At 42.6% G+C, this 17,659-nt stretch carries 15 protein-coding genes; 7 read left to right on the forward strand and 8 right to left on the reverse strand.

What is annotated here, in order from left to right:
* Positions 1-74 precede the first annotated feature (74 nt).
* Both NLF92_RS05045 and prsT read right to left on the reverse strand, forming a co-directional pair.
* On the reverse strand, positions 75-560 hold the full coding sequence (locus NLF92_RS05045; RefSeq protein ID WP_254099504.1) for a GNAT family N-acetyltransferase: 486 nt from the start codon (positions 558-560) through the stop codon (positions 75-77).
* Between the two features lie 46 nt (positions 561-606).
* A complete protein-coding gene (gene prsT / locus NLF92_RS05050) occupies positions 607-3,375 on the reverse strand; it encodes an XrtA/PEP-CTERM system TPR-repeat protein PrsT (protein WP_254099505.1) in 2,769 nt (922 codons plus the stop codon).
* 253 nt (positions 3,376-3,628) lie between these two features.
* Here prsT and NLF92_RS05055 point away from each other — a divergent pair, with 253 nt between their 5' ends.
* The 5 genes from NLF92_RS05055 (at position 3,629) to NLF92_RS05075 (ending at position 9,665) form a co-directional block, all read left to right on the forward strand.
* Positions 3,629-5,437 carry a DEAD/DEAH box helicase gene (locus tag NLF92_RS05055; protein ID WP_254099507.1) on the forward strand — a complete coding sequence of 603 codons (1,809 nt, stop codon included), beginning with the start codon at positions 3,629-3,631 and terminating at the stop codon, positions 5,435-5,437.
* A gap of 11 nt (positions 5,438-5,448) precedes the next feature.
* Positions 5,449-6,849: a siroheme synthase CysG gene (gene cysG / locus NLF92_RS05060; RefSeq protein ID WP_254099509.1), complete on the forward strand. Its 1,401-nt coding sequence runs from the start codon at positions 5,449-5,451 to the stop codon at positions 6,847-6,849.
* 87 nt (positions 6,850-6,936) lie between these two features.
* Complete coding sequence (locus tag NLF92_RS05065) at positions 6,937-7,836, forward strand: DUF3530 family protein (RefSeq protein WP_254099511.1); 900 nt, start codon at positions 6,937-6,939, stop codon at positions 7,834-7,836.
* Between the two features lie 75 nt (positions 7,837-7,911).
* On the forward strand, positions 7,912-8,250 hold the full coding sequence (locus NLF92_RS05070) for a hypothetical protein (protein ID WP_254099513.1): 339 nt from the start codon (positions 7,912-7,914) through the stop codon (positions 8,248-8,250).
* Positions 8,251-8,393: 143 nt separating this feature from the next.
* A complete protein-coding gene (locus tag NLF92_RS05075) occupies positions 8,394-9,665 on the forward strand; it encodes an AmpG family muropeptide MFS transporter (RefSeq protein ID WP_254099580.1) in 1,272 nt (423 codons plus the stop codon).
* A gap of 17 nt (positions 9,666-9,682) precedes the next feature.
* Here NLF92_RS05075 and NLF92_RS05080 read toward each other — a convergent pair whose 3' ends face one another.
* Positions 9,683-10,534 (reverse strand): pirin family protein, encoded by an 852-nt coding sequence (locus tag NLF92_RS05080; protein ID WP_254099514.1) that lies wholly within the window; start codon positions 10,532-10,534, stop codon positions 9,683-9,685.
* 284 nt (positions 10,535-10,818) lie between these two features.
* Here NLF92_RS05080 and NLF92_RS05085 point away from each other — a divergent pair, with 284 nt between their 5' ends.
* The gene (locus tag NLF92_RS05085; RefSeq protein ID WP_254099515.1) at positions 10,819-11,412 is read left to right on the forward strand and encodes an FMN-dependent NADH-azoreductase; all 594 of its coding nucleotides are present in this window, start codon (positions 10,819-10,821) and stop codon (positions 11,410-11,412) included.
* Positions 11,413-11,534: 122 nt separating this feature from the next.
* Here NLF92_RS05085 and NLF92_RS05090 read toward each other — a convergent pair whose 3' ends face one another.
* Genes NLF92_RS05090 through rppH form a run of 5 tightly spaced genes read right to left on the reverse strand, consistent with a single transcriptional unit; the run spans position 11,535 to position 16,903 of the window.
* Complete coding sequence (locus NLF92_RS05090; protein WP_254099516.1) at positions 11,535-12,407, reverse strand: thymidylate synthase; 873 nt, start codon at positions 12,405-12,407, stop codon at positions 11,535-11,537.
* A 19-nt stretch (positions 12,408-12,426) separates the two neighbouring features.
* Positions 12,427-13,230: a prolipoprotein diacylglyceryl transferase gene (lgt, locus tag NLF92_RS05095; RefSeq protein ID WP_254099517.1), complete on the reverse strand. Its 804-nt coding sequence runs from the start codon at positions 13,228-13,230 to the stop codon at positions 12,427-12,429.
* Entirely contained in the window at positions 13,231-14,067 is an 837-nt protein-coding gene (locus NLF92_RS05100) for a sulfite exporter TauE/SafE family protein (protein WP_284700366.1), read from the reverse strand.
* 4 nt (positions 14,068-14,071) lie between these two features.
* Positions 14,072-16,354 carry a phosphoenolpyruvate--protein phosphotransferase gene (gene ptsP, locus NLF92_RS05105; protein ID WP_254099584.1) on the reverse strand — a complete coding sequence of 761 codons (2,283 nt, stop codon included), beginning with the start codon at positions 16,352-16,354 and terminating at the stop codon, positions 14,072-14,074.
* A gap of 12 nt (positions 16,355-16,366) precedes the next feature.
* Positions 16,367-16,903 (reverse strand): RNA pyrophosphohydrolase, encoded by a 537-nt coding sequence (gene rppH / locus NLF92_RS05110; protein WP_254099518.1) that lies wholly within the window; start codon positions 16,901-16,903, stop codon positions 16,367-16,369.
* 90 nt (positions 16,904-16,993) lie between these two features.
* On the opposite strand from rppH, the gene mutH reads away from it, so the two are divergent.
* Positions 16,994-17,656 carry a DNA mismatch repair endonuclease MutH gene (gene mutH / locus NLF92_RS05115; RefSeq protein ID WP_254099520.1) on the forward strand — a complete coding sequence of 221 codons (663 nt, stop codon included), beginning with the start codon at positions 16,994-16,996 and terminating at the stop codon, positions 17,654-17,656.
* Positions 17,657-17,659 lie beyond the last annotated feature (3 nt).

The following is a 17,659-nucleotide window of genomic DNA, read 5'->3' on the forward strand; positions in this document are numbered from 1 at the left end:
ACTGGAGCAATCACTTAGCTAACCCCTTTATCACATACAGCATGAGAGATTAGACGCGATTAACTTAGTCTGATTCAAGCAACTTCTAGCTTCTTTTCCCAAAACTCTGCAGAGCCTACTTGGGGATCTAGTTCGTAAGAGGAAAACCCGGTTTTACGATATAACTTTTGAGCAATGCTGTTGCCTTGCAAAACTTCCAGAGTCACTTTACAAGCCCCTCTGTCTCGTGCGACTGCGTCAACTTTAGCTAATAGATATGAGCCAATCCCTTGACCACGATAATCCGGATGCACGACCATATCATGGATATTAACTAATGGTGCGCAGGCAAAAGTCGAAAACCCTTCAAAACAGTTGACTAAGCCTACTGGTGTACTATTAGAAAAAGCAATGATAGAAAATGCATAAGGACGGATTGCCAATTCTCCGATCAAGCACTGTTTGGCCTTTGCTGATAAAGGTTTTCCGCCTCCCATAGGATCACGAGAATATACATCCATTAATGTCAAAATAGCTTCCGAATGCGTCTTTTCATTGTAATTTGCAATAATATAATCCATATAAATACTTTTTGTGATTTGTGCAAAACACCGAACAACGACAAACTTATAGATTAAATGTTGCTTTCATCATTTCGATTCTATCCAGGTCAATCTCAGAGGACCATTGACGGGAATCTAGTTCGCGCTGTGCCAGTCTAATTTCGTTATTTTTGAGTAATGCTTCTATGTAATTTAGTATAACCATAGTACTACCTTCTTCTTTTTTCATTACACTTTTGTATAGTTTTACTGCTTCACCATGATTACCTTGCAAAGTATATATTTGTGCTAAAGTATCTACAACAGCAATATTACTTGGTTGTAAAGTATAGGCCTGCTTGGCAAAATCTATTGATTCGTCAATTAACCCCTGCTCCTTCAACAAATACGCTAAGTTATTTAAGACAATTAGGTTATCGGGAACGTCCTCTAATAATTCACGATATAAACGCTCTGCTGTAGCTGGCTGCTGATAAAAATAACGCTCAGCTAATAGCACTTTGACCATTTTATCTTCGGGTTCTAAGCGATGATGGGCTTCGAGCAGTGCGAGTCCCTTTGCTGTTTTATCCAAACGATTCAATATTTCAATATACAACAACAAATGCTTCACGATGGGACGTGCAGCATATGCAGCTGCTATGGCTTTTTCTGCCGCCAAATACTCACCTTCTGTACCCAATAGTTTCGCTTCAACAGCTAGTGCAAAAGGTTGTTTACGGAATGCTTCTGGTACTTTATCAAACGTATTACGGGCTTCTAGTATACGACTACTCAACAGCAAAAACTTCGCTTTTAGTACCTGTATTTGTGCCCGTTGTAATTGTTCTGGATACTGTTCCAGAAAGGCTAAACCTGCCACATAATCTTGTTGTTCGTCATACATTAATAATGCAGTTGCCATGGCAAAGCCATTGTTGGGTTCTTCTACCAACCAGCGTTTGCTATGTTCCATTAACGCTTCAGACCTCTGTAAAGAGGCTAATGTTTGTGCTTTTAACAACCAGTAGTTAGGGGCAGTTTCAATATCACGGGTTTGCTCTAGTACTGCAAGTGCTGCAGTAAAGTTTTGTTCCGCAATATACATTTCAACCAACACCATCGCTAACTCAGGTGTTTTGGTTGCTGTATAAGCACGCTGAGCATGGTTCAGTAAATCATTGGCGTCACTATGGCGTTTACGCAATGCATAATTCATTTTCAGTAGTGTCACATTATCGCCAAACTGTGTTAATAACGCTTCAGACTCTGCGATAGCCTGGGTGTAGTCTTTTTGCGTAATCGCTAGATTTACTCGACTGATCAAGGCTCTAGGTTCATTCGGAGAACGTTTAATGGCTTCTGCGAAGGCACTTTTGGCGGCAGTAAAGTCTCGTTTGTAAAGGGCAAGCTCACCTTTTAATAACCAAGGTTCATAACTAGCAGGAAGTTCTTTTTGCCATTTTTCCGCTAATGCATATGCCTTTTCTTTGTCTTGCAATCGCACATAACTAGATGCTAACACTCGATAACCAATCGCTTTATCAGTCATATTATCTAGAGCAGATTCGATATCCAATAAACCGCTAATATCTTGTAAAGAAAGCTTTAACGCACCCAAACGTGCCTGCTGGTCTCCTGCAACATCTGCGTGATAATGCGCGTTATCTGTAATCAGTTCTCGTGCAGCTTCACTGAAACCATCATTGAGTAACGCAAAACCGGTGCGATGCAATAAGTTTTGATATGAATGACTTTCAGGAGCAATTCGCACCAAGATGGCTTTTGCCTCTTTTGCCTTGCCTAATTCTAAATAGCTCGCAGCCAAAATATTTAAGGCTGAATGCCCTTCTGGCAGTAAATCCGCAATGGAGCCCAAATGTTCTACAACGGTGGCAAAGCGTCCTAAGTTAAATGCATTAAAACTAGCAACTAATCTAGCTCTGGTTGAATCAAAACCAAGACTGATAGATTTTTCTGATGCTAATAAAGCTGCATCTAAATCATTATTTAAGGTATGGGCGATACTGTTGAGTAAATGTAAGCGTGGGTTATTTGGTGCGATCTGAAGTAACTTAGCCAACATGGGTAATGCTTGTTCATGTTGCTCTAACTCGACATACATTTGCGCCAATAAAAATTGGGCTTCCAAATCGTCTTTAGCAATATCAGAATAAGCTTGTAACGTTTCTACCGCTAATCTCTGTTGCTTATTTGACATATAAATTTTGGCTAAAAAATTCAGCAAATCACGATTCTGTGGATATGACTGCCGCGCTTTTTCTAAAATACCTATAGCACTATTAATTGATTGTTTTTTAACCACTTCGGCCATGGCAAGTACTAACTCAACGTACACAGAATCCGCTTCCACTGCGATTAATTCATCGAGTAAGGAAATCGCTTCATCCGTTTGTTTTAGTTCTACTAATGACTGAACTCGATAATAGCCTACTTGCACTTTTTCCTTGTTTGCTAGATCTGTCCAACTTGGATCCAAATTTTGTAGACCGACGAGTGTATTGTTGCGTTGATAAACTTGTGACAACAAAGGAATAATCTCGGCGACTGAATATCCGAGTTCTTTCGCGCGCTCTAATTCTTTTTCAGCAAAGGCGTATTGGGCATTGGCAAAATAGGCTTTACCTAATAAAAAACGGGCTTGTGCGAGCTTTGGTGATTGTTGTAAAACGGTTTTTAGCTCCACGATTGCTGCGTCATAATTGCTTTGGCCAAGTGCCGACTGTGCAGCTTCGACCCCTTCTTCTGGGGTTTTTGTACCACACCCAGAGAGCAGTAATAAAGAACCAATAATGGGTAATAAGCGGTAAGATATGAGTGAGTTTCTGCGCATCGAGTGATTCCTTTTACAGCAGCAAAATCCATTTTTCGCGGTGTTTATTTATGTGAAACTATCCAAAAGTATAGGCTAAAGCGAACCAATTGAACCTACTTTGTCCGCTTTTGGATCAAAAAAAACAGGATTAAATTATTCTTAATTAGATTATCGACTGAATTAAGCTTATAATTAAAACTTACGCATAACGCGATTTGATTTTACCGCACGCTTAGATTCGTGCAACGCTCTATACCAATCAGGACTCTGCATGACCGACACCGTCGATTTGACATTTAAAGACCTCAATCTACCCTCTGAAATATTACAAGCTTTAGACAAAGTAGGATACGAAAAACCATCACCCATCCAAGCGGAAAGTATTCCTCTTATTCTAGAAGGTCATGATTTACTAGGACAAGCCCAAACGGGTACCGGTAAAACTGCAGCGTTCGCTTTACCTATGCTAGCCAACATTGATGTTGAAGAAAGTTACCCACAATTACTCGTCCTTGCACCGACTCGTGAATTAGCGATCCAAGTCGCAGAAGCCTTCCAAGTTTACGCAAGCTTCTCCAAGAAAATCCGAGTTTTACCGATTTATGGTGGTCAATCATATGACAACCAAATACGCCAACTAAAACGCGGTGTACAAGTGGTAGTTGGAACACCTGGTCGAGTGATAGACCACATAAAACGTAAAACGTTGAAATTAGACCGTTTGCGCTTTTTAGTGCTTGATGAAGCTGATGAAATGTTGCGTATGGGTTTCATTGACGATGTTGAGCATATTCTTTCGCATGCACCTGCAGAACGTCAAACCGCATTGTTCTCAGCGACTATGCCAGGTCCGATCAAAAAGATCACACAGAACTATTTGAAAGATCCAAAACATGTAAAAATTGCCTCTAAGGTATCTACTGCGACGACTATCCGTCAACGTTATTGCCAAGTTGCAGGTCATCACAAACTTGAGGCCCTCACACGTATCATGGAAGTCGAAAACTTCGATGGTGTGATTATCTTTGTACGCACCAAGACAGCGACCATTGAATTAGCTGAAAAGCTTTCTGCTCGTGGTTTTGATGTCGAACCATTAAATGGTGACATTCCACAGAATGCTCGTGAGAGGACTGTAGAACGTTTGAAGCGTGGCAGTATTGATATTTTAGTGGCGACCGATGTTGTTGCGCGTGGTCTAGATGTTGAACGTGTTAGTCACGTTATTAACTTTGATATCCCGTATGACACCGAGTCTTATGTGCACAGAATCGGTCGTACCGGTCGTGCTGGACGCCAAGGTGATGCGATCTTATTTATTTCTCATCGTGAAAAGCGTTTATTATTCCAAATCGAGAAAACCACTAAACAGACCATTGAGAAAATGGACATCCCAAGTATTTCTCAACTAAATGAATCGCGTTTAGTCCGTTTCAAAGAGTCTGTTGTAGAAGCGCTTAATGATGATTCTCTAGAGCAATTGTTACCGATTATCGAAACAATCCAAACGGAAACTGAAGCATCTCCTGAAGCATTAATGGCTGCGTTAGCTAAAATGGCCCAAGGTGATGAGCCACTGATCCTAAAAGAAGGCGATCGTCCTGACTTGAATGCCATGCCTGAACGCCGCGAACGCAGTGATCGTGGTGGTCGTGAACGCGGTGGTAGAGAACGTGGCGGCCGTGATGGTCGTGAGCGCAAACCGCGCGAGCGCACATCTGCACCTGAAGCCGGTATGCAACGTTTCCGTATCGATGTTGGTCATGCTCACAAAGTGAAGCCTGGTAACATCGTAGGCGCAATCGCCAATGAAGCAGATATCAGTTCAAAAAATATTGGTGCGATTGAGATTTACGATAACTATGCTACTGTCGATTTACCAAAAGGCTTACCAGCAGAAACGCGAGAGAAACTCCAAGGTACTCGTGTTGCAGGACAACGTTTAGCGATTCGTGAATGGTCTGATAAGCCACCAGCACGTCGTGATGGTCCTTTCAAAGGAGAGCGTGGTGATAAACGTAGTCCGAAAAAGGAACACCGTGGCGGTGGCAACGGTAAACGCAAGCCTAAACAAGACTAAAAGGAGTTAGGGTGAAATATTTTCCAGTTTTTCTCAAAGCTGAGAATTTATCTGTTTTAGTTGTTGGCGCTGGTGAAGTCGGTGCCCGTAAATTAGAACTCGTCCTAAAAACACCTGCCCAAGTGACCATTGTGTCACCTTGGGCTTGTGATACTGTTCACAGCCTAGTGAAACAGCATGATTTAACGTTGCATGAGCGGAAATTTGAAGACTCAGATATCTTTTCTCACAACCTGATATTTGTCGCTACCGATGACCCAGCGGTCAATACGCATATCCATCAGCTAGCAACTGCACACAACATTCTTGTTAATGTCGTTGACAACACCCCCTTATGTGAATTTATTACTCCTTCGATTGTTGACCGCTCTCCGGTCATCATTGCTATGGCTAGTGGTGGTGTGGCACCCGTTTTGTTACGTTATTTACGCCAAAAACTAGAAAGTGTCATTCCAGTTAAAACGAAATTACTTGGTGAATTTAGTCAAAAGTTTCGTGATAATGTCAAAGATAAGTTGGATAATGTCACCCAGCGCCGTTATTTTTGGGAATCTTTTTTTGATGGCAATATCGCAGAAGACGTATTGCAAGGTAATGAAGAAAAGGCAGAGACTGCTTTTTTAGCCTCATTAGATGCATTTGCTGCAGACCAAAAACAAGAGGGTGAAGTCTACCTTGTCGGGGCAGGTCCTGGTGATCCAGATTTATTGACATTCCGCGCCCTGCGTCTCATGCAAAAAGCAGATGTTGTCGTGTTTGATCGCTTAGTATCTCCAGAAATTGTTGAATTAGTCCGTCGCGATGCTGAAAAAATCTATGTCGGTAAAGCGAAATCAAAACATACCATTCCTCAGAACGAAATCAATCAGTTGCTGGTCGATCAAGCCAAAGCTGGGAATCGCGTAGTGCGTTTAAAAGGTGGGGATCCTTTCATCTTTGGTCGTGGCGGTGAAGAGCTAGAAACCTTGGTCGAACAAAATGTTTCATTTCAAGTCGTTCCTGCAGTTACGGCAGCATCAGGTGCTGCATCATATGCTGGCATTCCTTTAACCCACCGTGATCACGCCCAATCAGTCGTATTTGCGACCGGTCATCTCCGTGATGACACGATAGATTTAAATTGGCCTGCTTTAGTTAACCAACAACAAACGGTTGTTTTTTATATGGGTATGACCGGATTGAGCATTATTTCTCGTGAATTAATAGCACATGGTATGCCTGCAGATATGCCAGTTGCCGTGGTGGCATCTGCGACCCTGCCACACCAAAAGGTCGTGATTGGTGACCTGACTACGATTGAAGCTAATGTACTTGCTGCAGAGATCAAGCCTCCCGCACTTATTATTGTAGGCACAGTAGTTAATTTGCATAAGCAATTGAACTGGTTTAAAGCAGACGACTATACTATTTAACTTTAGGACTTCCTCGACATTCTGTATAAGATTAAGTTAACGCTAAAAATGTCGATATAAGGGTAAGTCTTAATAAAAGTTAGTGGCATGCATACCTCCTCACTCAGCAGATTTTTATTCATTATTTTGCTCTTGTTGCCCCTTATGGGGTTTGCACAGGAAGCATCATCTGCAAGTAGTGAAAATACTCCTGAATCCACACAAACTGACTCGACTAGCTCGAATACTCCCTCAACCACAGAGAATAGTGAACCTTTTGATAGTGTCGCTTTTCGTAAATCTATTTTATCCTTTCAAGCTGGTGTGTTTCGTGAGGACGTAGTCCGGCAAATAAAAGAACATATATTACCTGTACAAGTAGGTGAATATGCACTGCAGTCTATCATGGGAAAATCCTTACTTGGCGTCAACCAAGGCCAAGTGACCTTTATTGCCCCGGCACAAGGAAACAGTCGGCTTTTTACCCTATATCAACGCTTAGCTCGTATCTTTAACGAACATGGTTTTACAACGTCTGTCGTGCTGGTCCCGCTTGGACTCACAATGCCGCAAGCCCTTACCGATGCGGCTAAAGAATGGGAAACGCCTCTTGCCGCTATTCATCAAGCGAAAAATTCAGATGCCCCGATCAAACTCATCGTAAGTCAGGGACAAATCGCAGCTACGTTACTGACTCTTTATAAAGAAGGGAAAGTACAAGCACCCAATGCTTTGATCATGCACGATGTTTTCTTTAGTGCCTATGAAGATAATCAGACTATTCCTGATTTAATTCGTCAACAACCTATGCCGATTCTGGATTTCACTAGCCATTCAGATTCGGTTTGGAGTAAGCAAACAAAACGTGCACGCCAATTTGCTGGAAAAATTCGACAAAATGGTACGTATCGTCAACGCCGGATCCTCGGCCAAAATATGTCGCCAAAACAAGCGCATTATATCCACAAAGAAATCCGAGGTTGGATCCGTTCGTTGGGTTGGATTTAAATAAATATTCTGCGTCACTCGATAAATCCAAATGTACGACTATACTTACACGGTTATTCAACTAAAGGTTACATCATGCAGGTTACAGCTAACTTCGATAAGTTTATTGATGTCAAAGCGAATCAGCTTTGTTTTTATGTCCAAGCTTTTTGGCATAAAGATGTTGCGCATCAAGAACTCCAATATTTTTTTTGGGATACTTTAGAAGAATGGAATCAAATAAAGCCAGCACCAAACACGCCTTATTCACGCAAAGAACAAGTATTTTGGCATTTCATCCAACAAGTCCATTTTTGGCCCGAACATGAATTGCGCAGTAATGTGTTTTTGTTGGATGAATTGCGTAACTGTATCCATTACTTACTCAAGGAAGGGCTGTGTCCGTTCGATTGTATAGGCGTTAGACCAAACTAAGCGCAAGTGGGTTTATTAATAACGTATTTATCGTTATCATCAATACTTCTTAACCCACTCGGTGCTTACTCTTGCATACATCCATACTAGATAATCTGCGTACTTATCGTGACAAACGCTTGGTCGCAATATTTTGTTTGGGTATGGCCAGCGGTTTTCCTTGGGTATTGATTGGCTCTTCAATGAGTGCTTGGTTAAAAGAAGAAGGCCTAAGCCGAGGTTCGATTGGCCTATTTGGTGCCATCTTCGCTGCATACTCTATTAACTTTTTATGGTCTCCTTTGTTAGACCGAATTAAGTTGGGCTCACTAGGGCAGCGCCGGGGTTGGATCCTGCTTACCCAACTATGTATTGTTGCAGGGACTTGTGCCATGGGGTTTGTCAAAATGCCAGAGCAACTATTTTGGGTTGCGGTGATCGGTCTTGGCATTGCTATCGCTTCAGCGACCCAAGACATTGCGATTGATGCATTTCGCGTAGATAGCATCCAAGCACACGAAAAATCGGCTTTATCAGGAGCCTCTGCTATGGCCACTGCAGGTTGGTGGACAGGCTATGGTGGTTTAGGTGCCATCCCTTTCTTTTTGATCGGTCAAGCCGGTCTCAGTTGGCCGGATATCTACTTTATTATGGCTGCTATTATGGCGCTTCTTGCAACAACGGTATTTTGGATAGATGAGCCTGTTACCCACCGTGAGGCTTACCAAGATGCAGCTAAAGCACGTTATCTGGGACATCTAAATCACAGCCCTACTTTAGCTACACACATCGGAGCTTGGTTAGCGGTGACGCTTTTTGAGCCATTTAAAGAGTTTTTTCAACGCAATGGTGTCCGCCTAGCACTTTCTATTTTGTTATTCATTTTTCTCTTTAAAATTGGTGAGGCCTTTTTGGGTCGTATGTCGATCGTTTTTTACAAGGAAATTGGATTTTCTAACAGTGACATAGGCACCTACTCAAAATTACTCAATTGGTGGGTAACCATCATCTTTGCTGTGATTGGTGGGATGGTGAATATGCGCTATGGCATATACCGAGGACTCATGATTGGTGGAATAGCAATGGCTGCCAGTAATGTAATGTTTTCTGCAATGGCGCTAGTAGGACCTAATAAAGCGTTGTTTGCTGCCACTGTGTTTGTCGATGGTTTTACGGCCGCGTGGAGCTCTGTGGCTTTAGTGGCCTTTATCTCTTTGTTATGTAACCAAGCCTTTAGTGCTGCCCAATATGCTTTAATGGCATCTTTAGGTGTCTTTGGCCGCACTTTATTGGCTTCATCGAGCGGTTTTATTGTAGACGGTTTAGATGGAAACTGGGCTCTGTTCTTTGTGCTAACAGCAATCATGGTGATCCCCAGCTTACTTTTCCTCTATACGATAAAAGCCGACATTATGCGATTAGAAGGGCGAACTTGACGGCAAGTCAGCCCAGCTTAGTAAGGTATGAACTCTAAATCATCACCCGGGATACGGGGGAACTTTCCGTCTCGCCAATCTTGTCGTGCTTGTGCTAGACGCTCCTTGTTATATGCGACAAAATTCCACTCTAAAATAGGTTGTTTTGCGAAGGGTTCTCCACCGAGTATAATAAACCGGGCATTACTTATTACCTTGATGGTTTCATCACTGCTATCCAACATAACAAAATCATGTTGCCCAAAGGTTTGGCCTGCTATTTCTATTTCTCCAGCGATTATATATACCCCGGTTTCCATGTGAGCATGTGGTACCGGCACTTTAGAGTCTGCTTTGGCTACAGTGTCTACATAAAAAATAGGTGAATGAGTTTTCACCGGTGCTGACATACCATAAGCATCGCCCACAATCAGCCTTTGTATAACGCCTTCGTGATTACGGTGTGGCAAGTTTGCTTTTTTTACATGAGTAAACGCTGGCTCTATTTCTACTTTGTCCGGTGGCAACGCTATCCAGCACTGTAAACCATCGATCTTATGTTCTGATTGACGGACTTCCAAAGACTCACGCTCAGAATGCACAATCCCTTTGCCAGCCGTCATCCAATTTGCGTCGCCAGGAAATATTTCACAGTAATTCCCCAATGAATCACGATGAGCAATTGCCCCTTCAAACAAATATGTTAATGTCGAGAGACCGATATGTGGATGTGGACGGACATTAATCCCCTCTCCTGCAGGAAAGTTACCAGGCCCCATATGATCGAAAAATACAAAAGGACCTACCATTTTTTGTTTAGGGTTAGGCAAGATTCGCTTCACTACTAAACCACCAATGTCATGCCCTTTTGCAAAGAGTAAATGCGCCATACTTGATTCCTTCATGTCATTATTGAATTGTTTATTTGTATAACAAATGTATCTCACTTCATTCTATGCTAAAAAACATGAACTACCAGCCCAAAATTCCGCATTAATCATTCGTATTATTCGAACTAAATACCATTCTAAAAAATCGAACCTTAGCGTGCATTTTTATCAGTTTTATTTCGAAGAAAAGTCTCTATAGTAAGTTACATAAACCAGTAGCAATACTTTTTTAATGGCATTTAGCAGTATTTGCCAGAACATAATTGAATAAAAAGGAAAAACTTATGAGCGCATTTTTAATTGTTAACGCTTCATTACAAGGTGACAATGGTAACTCTTCTAATCTGACACGTATATTTACAGAACACCTTACGAGTCAAGATACGACTGTGCATCGTCAATTGACTCCTGAAACGATGCCACATCTCACTAGTGCTGAACTGGGTGCTTGGATGACACGTCCAGAAGAACGCTCACCAGAACAATTGGCGCTAGCTGATTTATCCGATACTTTAATCGCTGAAGTACAACATGCGGATACAATCGTCGTCGGAATGCCAATGTATAATTTTGGCGCACCTTCACATTTTAAGGCTTGGGTTGATCACATCGCTAGAGCCGGTGTCACGTTCCAATACACAGAAAATGGTCCTGAGGGTTTACTAACCGGTAAGCGCGTTGTGGTATTAGTTGCGTCTGGTGGTATGTATAAAGGCACCGATAAAGATACGTTAACACCTTATTTAACGACATTCTTTAACTTTCTAGGTATTCAGCAAGTTGATTTTATCTATGCAGAGGGGTTAGCAATGGGTGATGCAGAAACACCTATGAACAAGGCAAAAGCAGAGATTGAAACGTTAGTGAGTTCATTGTAATTTTCAGTGAATACCTAGTTGTACTTTGTACCAGAGAAGCCAGTATGTCCTGCTTCTCTGGTGGCAAAACTTAACAACAAAACTCCGAGAAATGAGTTTCAGTGCAGTCACGGGGTAGTTTTCTATACCGCAAACGGATAAGCAATCGGTGGATGACACTCATATCCTTCAATAGAAAAGTCATCACGTGTTACCCATGTCTCAACATCTTCAAGTGATTTTATGTCAGGGTTAATATGCAGTTTTGGCGCAGGAAACGGTGTGCGTTTTAACTGCACGTCTCGCATCAAATCGAGCTGATCTTCATAAATATGTGCATTGACAATTTTGTGGTATGCCTTGCCTGGTTTATGCCCAGTGATCTGTGCCATTAGTGCTAACAATGTAAACACTTGGACTTGATTGAAATTTATGCCAAGTGGGATATCTGCACTGCGTTGGATACTATTCAAATACAATTTACCACCTAGCAGTGAAAAGTGATGCGTATGCATACAAGGACGTAAACACCCCATATCGAACTCACCTGGGTTATAAAAAGTCAAGATTTCACCACGATCATCGACACCGTTACTTAGGTCATCAACAATTTTGCGCAACTGATCGAGTGTAGAGCCATCTGGTTTTTGCCAACGACGGCCTTGGACACCATAAACGCGCCCCATATCATCTTCACCCTTGCGATGAGGATTGTTAAGCCAAGCATTATTTTCGTTCGCATTAGCATTCCAGGTATTACAACCTATCGCACGAAAATCAGCGGCATTATCGTAGCCACGCAAGTACCCTAATAATTCTGCGATAGCCGCTTTAAAGTAACTTTTACGCGTCGTTACTAAAGGAAATTCATTGGCTTCGACGTTATACTCTAAATCCGCATTGATTAACGTCAGGCAACGCTTTCCAGTACGCTCGTTGTTGACCCATTCACCCTCATCTATGATACGTTGGCAAAGATCTTCGTACTGACTAAAATTTTGGGTTGTTACGGACATCACATCACTCCATTTATTATTATTTTACGTGTGTTCTTTGGGCGCGATAAATTAAATAAGCTCCCAACATCACCATCGGTAGACTGAGGTACTGCCCCTGGGAAAGTCCCGTTGCATATAACCCCAGATGCGCATCGGGTTCGCGAAAGAATTCAACAATAAAACGAAACACACCGTAGCACAACAGAAACATACCACCTACAGCGCCGGCTCCTCTAGGTTTTTTCGAGTACCACCAAACAACTGTAAATAAAACTACGCCTTCTAAAGCAAACTGGTATAACTGTGAAGGGTGGCGAGCAACATTTCCTGCGGCTGGGAAAATAATCCCCCAAGGTACATCTGTTGTACGGCCCCATAATTCTGCATTCAAAAAGTTACCAATCCGTCCCGCACCTAGACCAATAGGTACCAAGGGGGCGACAAAATCACCAACTACCAAAAACGTACTTTGTTTCTTTTTAGCAAATAAGAAGATCGCAGTGATAACACCTAACAAGCCACCATGGAAAGACATACCTCCTTCCCAAATTTTGAATAAATACAAAGGGTCACTTAAAAAATAAGAGAACTGATAAAATAAGACATACCCAACACGACCGCCTAAAATGACGCCCATGAACCCCCAAAATAATAAATCACTTAGGTCATCTTCATTCCAGCCTGTTAGCTGTAAACGCGATTTAGCCAAATAATAAGCCGCTACAAAACCGACTAAATACATTAAGCCATACCAGCGAACGGCTAAGGGACCAATATTGACTAGTATGGGATCGATCCCACTAAAAACCCAATGGGTTGATGCAACAAGTGTTTCTTCCATTTATTCTGACAGCCCTATTAACATTCTTATACTGACAATAACGAGTAATACCGCAAACACTTTTTTTAGTTTTGCCGTATCCAGATTTTGCCCAAATTTAGCCCCATATGGTGCGGTAAAGACCGATGTCGCAACAATGCCAATCGCGGCAGGTAAATACACGTAGCCTAGCGAATAGGCAGGTAAGTCAGGTAATGACCAACCGGTATAAACATAATTGGCGGTACCAAATAGCGCAATAACCAAACCACTAAACGCAGCACACCCAATGGCTTTGCGGATATCCACGTTGAACAAAACTAGCAGCGGTACCAAAATAGCGCCTCCACCAATCCCCATCAAAGCGGAAATGAAGCCAGTAATGAGTCCAGCCACCACTAAAATAAAAGCGTTGTAAGTGAACTCTGTTGCTTTCTTTTTACCGAATATCATTTGCAAGGCAACTAAAATGACCAAGCCCGCAAAAATGCCTTTGAGTAAACGACCATCCAGCACACTGGCAGTTTGTGCCCCTAAAGTCGCTCCCAGGGCAATACCCACCCCACAAAAAAGGATGATATCTCGTTGTAAGTTGCCCAGTTTAAAATGCGCCCTTGAAGATGACAACCCAGTCAGAATAATCGTTGAAAGCGATGTCGCAATTGCGATAGTAATAGCACTAAATGGGGAGATTCCGAGTACATCACTCAACAAATAAGTGAGTACAGGCACAGCAACCAAACCACCACCGATACCTAGCATACCTGCCAAGACACCAATGACAGCCCCTAGGGCTAAGCAGATAAAAAAGATAAACCATTCAGGTGCTAAACTACCTGCACTTAAAAATTCTGGCAAAATATTATGCTCCAGCTCGGACAAGACCACCAAGCTGATGTTCTTCTAAATACATATCAATACGCGTCTTAATTTGCTGAGCATCAGGCATATTGATCACTTCACTCAACAAATGCTGAGCTGAGTATAATTGGATACTGCGTAACACCCAGTTAATTTTACGGATGTTATACGCACTCATACTAAGTTTTGTGTAGCCCATCGCCATTAATAAAATAGCGCCAGCAGGATCACCCGCCATTTCACCACATACGGTGATTGGGGTATGCATTAACTTAGCCTTGTCGACTATCTCTTGTAATACCGCTAACACTGCTGGATGAAAACTATTATACAAGGTCGAAACTTTGGGGTTGTTGCGGTCTACTGCCAATAAATACTGAGTTAAATCATTCGTACCTACAGAAAAGAAATCGACCTCGGCTGCCAAATGCGGGATCTGATGTGCAGCGGCTGGCACTTCAATCATAATGCCTATTTTGGGCATCATTAATGTTGAACGGTTGGCCAAAGACTCGTCTTTCACCTCAAAGAAGGCTTGTTGCAACAATCGTTTCGCTTCTTTTACCTCACTGACTGTGGTGATCATAGGCAGTAAAATATGTAAATTGGTCAAATCCTCACTCGCTCGGATCATCGCTCTGGCTTGGACTAAGAATATTTCTGGCTGATCTAACGTCATCCGAATCCCACGCCACCCCAAAAACGGGTTATCTTCGACTATCGGAAAATATGGCAACGGTTTATCACCACCTACATCAAGCGTCCGCATCGTAATTTCTTTATCGGGATGGGCTTGTAGGATTTCTCGGTACAACGTGAACTGCTCTTGCTCAGAAGGGAAACCTTCGCGCAACATAAACGGAATTTCAGTTCTAAACAGACCAACCCCCGTTACGTTAGGTTTGTCTTGTAAGTCAATATCGACAGATAAGCCTGCATTGATCATGAGTTCAACAGTGTGTTGATCTGTCGTGATGGTAGGTAGGTCAGCTTGTGCTTCCATTTTACCAAACAACTCAGCCTCTTCGGCAATCAATGCCTGGAACTCAGCTTCTTTGACTGCACCAGGTGATACGGTAATCGTCCCTGCATAACCATCAATGAATAACAATTTATCCTGTAAAATGGCAGGTAATATCGAGTTTACCCCCATGATAGCAGGTAACCCCATTGCACGGGCTAAAATGGCTGCGTGCGAATTTTGTGACCCACGAATTGCGATCACCCCTTGGAGGTATTCAGTCGGCATTTCTGCAAGCATTGGCGCAGAAATTTCTTCAGCCACCAAAATAAAGGGATAAGCAGGCAGTGCTACATCTGGTTTTTCTGTTTTAACAATGTTAGCTAAAATACGATTCGATAAATCGATAATATCGACCGCACGTTCTTGCATGTACGGATCTTCCATTGCTCTAAAACGACCCGCGTAGTCATTGATCACGATTTTCAGCGCGGTAGGCGCATCCCAGCCATCTTTGATTTGTGCTTCGACTTCGCGACCTAAACTATTGGCATCTAATAACTGATCATATAAGACAAAAATACCTTTGACGTCATCGGGTAAACTATCATCTAACCCTGAGGAAAGCTTATTTACTTCAGTCCGAGTCGCGCTCACCGCATCACGATAAAGCTGTATGGAGGTGCGAATATCCGTCGATTTACGATTAACAATTTGGTCTAAGGTAATATTTTGTTGGTAGACAAACCCTACGCCCAAAGCCAAACCGGTTGAACCTGCCACACCGACAATTTCTTGAGTCCCTGATGGCAGTGCGTTGCTTTCCGATTGCATCAACTCACCCAGCATATCCGCATTCGCAATTTCTAACGCAATCTGAGTGGCTAAGGTCACCAAAAATGCCTCCTCATCCTCAGAGAAGCGGCGTCGCTCTTTATGCTGCATCGTGAGTACACCCAGTACTTTTCTTTGGTAAATAATGGGGGTACCTAAAAAGGCATTGTAGTTTTCTTCTTGGACTTCAGAAAAGTGTTTAAAGCGAGGGTGTTCGTGCGCATTTTCTATATTCAGCGGTTCCTCACGCTGACCGACTAAACCGATCAAGCCTTCAGAGAAGCCAATTTTGACCTGACCGATAGCTGCACTAGCTAAACCATCGGTGGCTCTTAGAACAAAGTGTTGGTGTTGATAATCGGCCAAATACAAGGAACAAGAGTCTACCTGCATGGCTTCTTTAACCAAAAATACCAAACGCTGAATGGCCGGGTCTAGACCTGGGATCCGGTTTAGTTCTTGGACGATCCTTTTCAACGTTGTCAGCATGTTCACTTTAGTTTACCCCTGATGTCGTTTCTTGCGCCTCGGACGATAACGTTTTTGACCCGTATTCTGTTTTGTCATGGCGTTCAACAAGGGGAGTAGTTCTTTTAACGCACGACGATACACTTCACGTTTGAAGTTCACTACGTTGCGAATAGGATACCAGTAACTCACCCAACGCCAGCCATCAAACTCAGGATGAGACGATTGTAAAACATCAACTTCTGACTCAGGGCATTTGAGTTTTAACAAAAACCATTTCTGTTTTTGGCCAATACATACAGGCTCAGGTCCAGGACGGATAAACCGCTTGGGTAATTTATAGCGAATCCAATTGCGTGTCACGCCTAAAAGTTCCACATCTTTGGGTTGTAAGCCCACTTCTTCGTGCAATTCTCGATACATTGCCTGCTCTGGGTTTTCTCCATCATCAATTCCCCCTTGTGGGAACTGCCAAGAATGTTGGCCATAACGTTTGGCCCACATGACTTGTCCTTGTCTGTTGCAGATAATAATACCGACATTGGCACGGAATCCTTCCGTATCTATCACTGGAATACCAATTCGGTGTAATTTTTAATATAATCCCATTCTTCCATAAACGCGATTCTTTGCATAGCAGAAAGTGATTAAAATATATTTATGCGTCCTCCTCATTCACCACCTCAGCATGCAACTGATTTAATCCAACGGGCAGAAGCCATTGCGGGGTTAACGCTAGGCGATCTAGGCGCTATGGCTAATATTGTCGTGCCTGAAAACTTTAAACGTCACAAAGGCTTCACCGGTCAATTACTCGAATTATGGTTAGGCGCAAGTGCTGGCTCAAAACCCCAGCAAGATTTTCCAGAATTAGGCATTGAGCTGAAAACAATACCGATCGATAGTTCAGGAAAAGTCCTAGAAACGACTTATGTATGTTTTGCTCATACCCAAATTAAATTGGGTACAACATGGGAAAACAGCTCAGTACGCAACAAACTCAGCCAAGTACTATTTATTCCTGTGTTGGGTGATAGAGCCATTCCGCCTGTAGACCGTATGATAGGTATGCCGGTTTTATGGCAACCCAATGAGCAAGAAAATGCCGTGTTAAAACAAGATTGGGAAGAGCTAACTGAGCGTATCAGTCTTGGGCAAATAGATACTATTACGGCAACCATGGGCCAGGCCTTACACATTAGACCTAAAGCGGCTGATGGTTCTGCATTAACCGACGCTATTGGGAGCGAGGGCGAGACTATTCAGACCCGCCCTCGAGGGTTTTATTTACGCAAAACGTTTACCCAAAACATTATCAGGTAACAT

This window comes from Opacimonas viscosa, assembly GCF_024199005.1.
In the GTDB taxonomy this organism is placed as follows: Bacteria; Pseudomonadota; Gammaproteobacteria; order Enterobacterales; family Alteromonadaceae; genus Opacimonas; species Opacimonas viscosa.